At 73.3% G+C, this 4,067-nt stretch carries 3 protein-coding genes and 1 riboswitch; all 3 genes read right to left on the bottom strand.

What is annotated here, in order from left to right; translation table 11 throughout:
* Positions 1-26 precede the first annotated feature (26 nt).
* A riboswitch (Fluoride riboswitch) is annotated at positions 27-97 on the bottom strand.
* Positions 98-229: 132 nt separating this feature from the next.
* The 3 genes from serB to QM633_RS15475 all read right to left on the bottom strand — a co-directional run bounded on the left by serB (position 230) and on the right by QM633_RS15475 (position 3,895).
* The gene (serB, locus tag QM633_RS15485; RefSeq protein ID WP_415154663.1) at positions 230-1,426 is read right to left on the bottom strand and encodes a phosphoserine phosphatase SerB; all 1,197 of its coding nucleotides are present in this window, start codon (positions 1,424-1,426) and stop codon (positions 230-232) included.
* A gap of 115 nt (positions 1,427-1,541) precedes the next feature.
* Positions 1,542-2,759, bottom strand: coding sequence for an MFS transporter (locus tag QM633_RS15480; RefSeq protein WP_415154662.1), 1,218 nt, complete (start codon positions 2,757-2,759; stop codon positions 1,542-1,544).
* Between the two features lie 188 nt (positions 2,760-2,947).
* Complete coding sequence (locus tag QM633_RS15475; RefSeq protein WP_415154661.1) at positions 2,948-3,895, bottom strand: FKBP-type peptidyl-prolyl cis-trans isomerase; 948 nt, start codon at positions 3,893-3,895, stop codon at positions 2,948-2,950.
* Positions 3,896-4,067: the final 172 nt, after the last annotated feature.

Raw genomic sequence — 4,067 nt, 5'->3', positions numbered from 1 at the left:
TCCTGTGGGCACGCTCCGCGCCCATCGACGGAGCAGGAACCATCAGCCTGTCGGCGGTTCGGGACGAGCCCGGGCGGGATCCATCGCCTCCCCGCACCTTAGCGAACCGCCCGGACGCACGGCACCGCGCCCGGCAGGCAGGCGCCGCGCCGGGCCGGCTTCCGAAACGGCAGGGCAGGACCGTCCTCCCGTGACCGCACGAGGCGACGGTCGCGGGAGGGCGAGGGGGCTAGCCGGCGGCGGCGCGGAGCGCTGCGGCGTCCTCGACCTCCTCGCGGGAGAGCCCGAGCAGGAAGAGGACCGCGTCCAGGTAAGGGAGGCTGAGCGCCGTGTCAGCCCTGGCGCGGACGGCCGGCTTGGCGTTGAAGGCCACCCCGAGACCGGCGGCCGCGAGCATGTCGAGGTCGTTGGCGCCGTCGCCGATCGCGATCGTGCGGGCCAGCGGCAGCCCCTCGGCGACCGCCCACTCGCGCAGCTTCGCCGCCTTGGCCGCACGGTCGACGATCGGGCCGGCCACCTCGCCGGTGAGGCGGCCGTCGACGGCTCGCAGGGCGTTCGCGTGCGCGTAGGTGATGCCGAGGCTCTCGGCCAGCGGCCCGACGACCTCGATGAAACCACCGGAGACCAGCCCGATCGACAGGCCGAGGTCGCGCAAGGTGGCCACCAGCGTGCGGGCGCCCGGGGTGAGCCGCAGGTCGGCGCGGACCTCGTCGAAAACCGCCACCGGGAGCCCTGCGAGCAGCCTGACCCGCTCGCGCAGGCTGTCGGCGAAGTCGAGTTCGCCGCGCATCGCGCGCTCGGTGACGTCCCTGACCTGCGCCTCGCAGCCCGCGCGCGCGGCCAGCAGTTCGATCACCTCGTCGCGGATCAGGGTGGAGTCGACGTCCATCACGATCAGGCGACGGCCCTGCCGGGCGAGACCTGCCGGCGAGGTCGACACGTCGAAACCCGACGCGGCCGCCGCCGCGGCGAGAGCCGGACGCAGAGCGGCCGGGTCGGCACCGGAGACCCAGAACTCGATGCTGGTCAGCGGCGTGCGGGACAGCCGCCGGCTCCGGTCGACGTTGCCGCCGTGCTCGGCGATGATCCGGGTGACGATGGCGAGGTGCCCGGTCCGCAGGGGGCGGCCCAGCACGGTGACGATGGTCCGGTTGTGTCGCGGCGGGTTGTCGCCGACCCCCTCGGCGAGCTGGACGGACAGCCCCAGTCGCGCGCAGGAGCCGGCGAGCCGGTCCTGCAGCCGGTCGTGGCCGACCGCGGGGACGGCCAACAGGACGCCGATGCTCAGCTGGCCGCGCACCACGGTCTGCTCGAGGTCGAGGATCTCCGCCTCGGAGTACGCGATCGCGTCCAGCACCCTGGTGAGCTGACCGGGGTGGTCGACGCCGGTGATGGTGGCGGCAAGCGTGTAGGCGGACTCGGCCATGGACGAATCCTTCCACGGCCGCGACGGCCACCGGGTCCCGGACCCGACGCGCGGGACGGACGCCCCCTGCGGGTTCCGTTCACCGTGTTCGGTCAACGCCCACCGGCGACCGGCGTCATTCCGCGCCTTCCGGAGTGGAAGGCGCGTTCGCCGGCGGCCGGGCGGCGGGGACGACGAGCAGGGCCAGCACCGACACGACGCCCACGACCAGGAGCGCCCTCAGGACGCCGTAGTGATCACCGAGGAAGCCCAGCAGCGGCGGGCCGGCGAGGAAGGCCGTGTAGCCGAGCGTCGAGACGACCGACAGCCGTAGCGGCGCCCTCGCCGGGTCGTCGGCCGCCGCGGACATGCCGACGGGGAAGCCCATCGACGCGCCGAGCCCCCAGATCGCGCAGCCGACGAACGCCACCGGGGTGTTGCCGAAGACGACCAGGACGCAGCCGAGGATCGCCGCGCCGAAGAGCACGCGCAGCACGGGGACGCGCCCGTGCCTGTCGAGCAGCCCGGTGCCGAGGACGCGGCCGGCCGTCATGAACGAGAGGAACACCGCCAGCGCCACGACGCCCAGGGCGTTGTCGAGGCCGTGCCCGTCGACGAAGGCCACCGCCATCCAGTCGTTCGCAGTGCCCTCCGCGAAGGCGGCGGCCAGCACCATCAGCCCGATCAGCAGGGTGCGCGGTTCCCGCCACGCCGACCGTTGCGGCGCCGGCGCCCCCGAGGACGAGCTCCCCCCGTCCTCGTCGAAGGCGGGCAGGAAGCGCGCGGTCCCCCACAGCACCGCGACCGCGGTGAGGGCGGCGACCACGCCCAGGTGGATGGCGACCGGCACCCGCAGCCAGACCAGACCGGCGCCGATCAGCGCGGCCAGGACGGTGCCGCCGCTGAACGCGGCGTGGAACCACGGCATGATCGCCCTGCCCAGCGCCCGCTCGACGATCGTGCCCTCGAGGTTCTGGGCGACATCCCAGATCCCCGAGCCCATCCCGAGCAGGAACAGCCCCGGCATCACCAGGTACATGCCCAGGTGGGCCTGGACGGCGATCCCGGCCCAGGCGATGCCCGGCACGAGCATGACCATGCCGAGCCGGACGGTGTTCGCCGCGCCGATCCGGTGGGCGATCCGTCCGGCCGCGGGGAGACCGAGCAGCGAGCCGATCGAGACCGAGAGCAGCAGGATCGCCAGCAGGCCCGGAGTCAGGGCGAGCGACTCCTTCACGTCCGGTACCCGTGACATCCAGGACGCGAACGCGAAGCCGTTCACCGCGAACACCACCAGATCGCCGGCGCGCGCAGACGCCACCGGGCGGCTCACGGCCGGCTCCGTCGTGGCCATGGGACGACCTCTCTCAGCGTGCACAACGAAGAAACGTAGGTGACGGCGTCCGTCGTGCGCTGCCGAGTCCGGATCACGGAGCACCGAGGCGCCGGGATGACTGGTCGGCCCCGAACGTCCGGCCGCGGGTCCGTGCTGCCGAGGAGCGGCGCTGCCCCGCGTCCGGGCAGGGCCGCGCGGCAGGCAGCCTACGTGGAGGCGGGGACCGCGGCCAGGATGTCGATCACCAGCGCCTGCGCCTCGGTGCTGTTCTCCTCGTCGGCGGGAAAGGTCAGCAGGATCCGGGAGCCGACCCGCTTGCCGACGGTGGCGGAGCCGCCGCCGGAGGTCACCGACTGGTAGGAGCTCGACCAGCTGGACGAGGTCTGTCCTCCCCAGTAGCCGCCGACCGCGTGGTACAGGATGGTGTCGGTGTCGGTGATCTCCGCACCGGTCCCCTCGGCGATCACGACCGCCGTCTCCTCGTCCGGGGCGGAGCTCCCGTCGGCGAAGGCGAGCGTGGGTTCCTTGCCGAGCTCTCCCGTGACCGTGACCCCGTCCGGCAGGGACGCGCCGGTCAGGGTCGCCGAGTTCAGCGCGTCGGTGCTGACCGAGGTCGTCGAGAGCACGTCGACGACGAAGACCAGTGTCGAACCGGCCGGGATGGAGTCGGTCGCCTCGTCGCCATAGCCGTAGTCCGGGGGGACGACGATGACGACGCGGTCGCCGACCTTGGTGCCGGCCAGCCCGTACCTCCACCCGTCCACGACCTGGCCGAGGGCGAAGCCCGCCGGCTGGCCGCTGTCGTAGGAGGAGTCGAACTGGGTGCCGTCGCTCCACAGGAAGCCGGCGTAGTTGACCGACACGAAGTCGCTGGAGCCGACCGTGGCCCCGTCCCCCGCGGTCAGCGTCTTCACCGAGATCACGCTCGGCGGATCGGACTCGACGACCTTCATCGTCGGGATCCCCTTCGCACTGAAGGTGATCGCGGGGAGCTCGCCCTGGGGATCGCGGTCGACCTCGGGAGCGTCGGCGTCGACCTCGGTGCTCGCGGAGGCCGAGCTGGACGCCGGACTCGAGGCGTCCGTGGGCGCCGAGCAGCCGGTCAGGGCCAGGACGAGGCCGAGAAGGGCGGTGGACAGCGTTCGTGGTGTCATCGTGGGGTAACTCTCTGCAGCCGCACACAACTGCGGGTCGGGTACTGTGCGCCGGCGTCCGTCCCGCCGCGGGACGGAGCGGCTCCCCCCGAGGCTAGCCACCCGCCTTGTGGGCAGCCTGTGCATCCGCGCGGCGGTCGCCCACCGGCGGCGTCCGCCGCGGCCGGGCGGG

This window comes from Propionicimonas sp. (genome assembly GCF_047606205.1).
In the GTDB taxonomy this organism is placed as follows: domain Bacteria; phylum Actinomycetota; class Actinomycetes; order Propionibacteriales; family Propionibacteriaceae; genus Propionicimonas.
The sequence above is the reverse complement of the archived record's forward strand: the minus strand, read 5'-3'. Positions and strand labels throughout refer to the sequence as shown.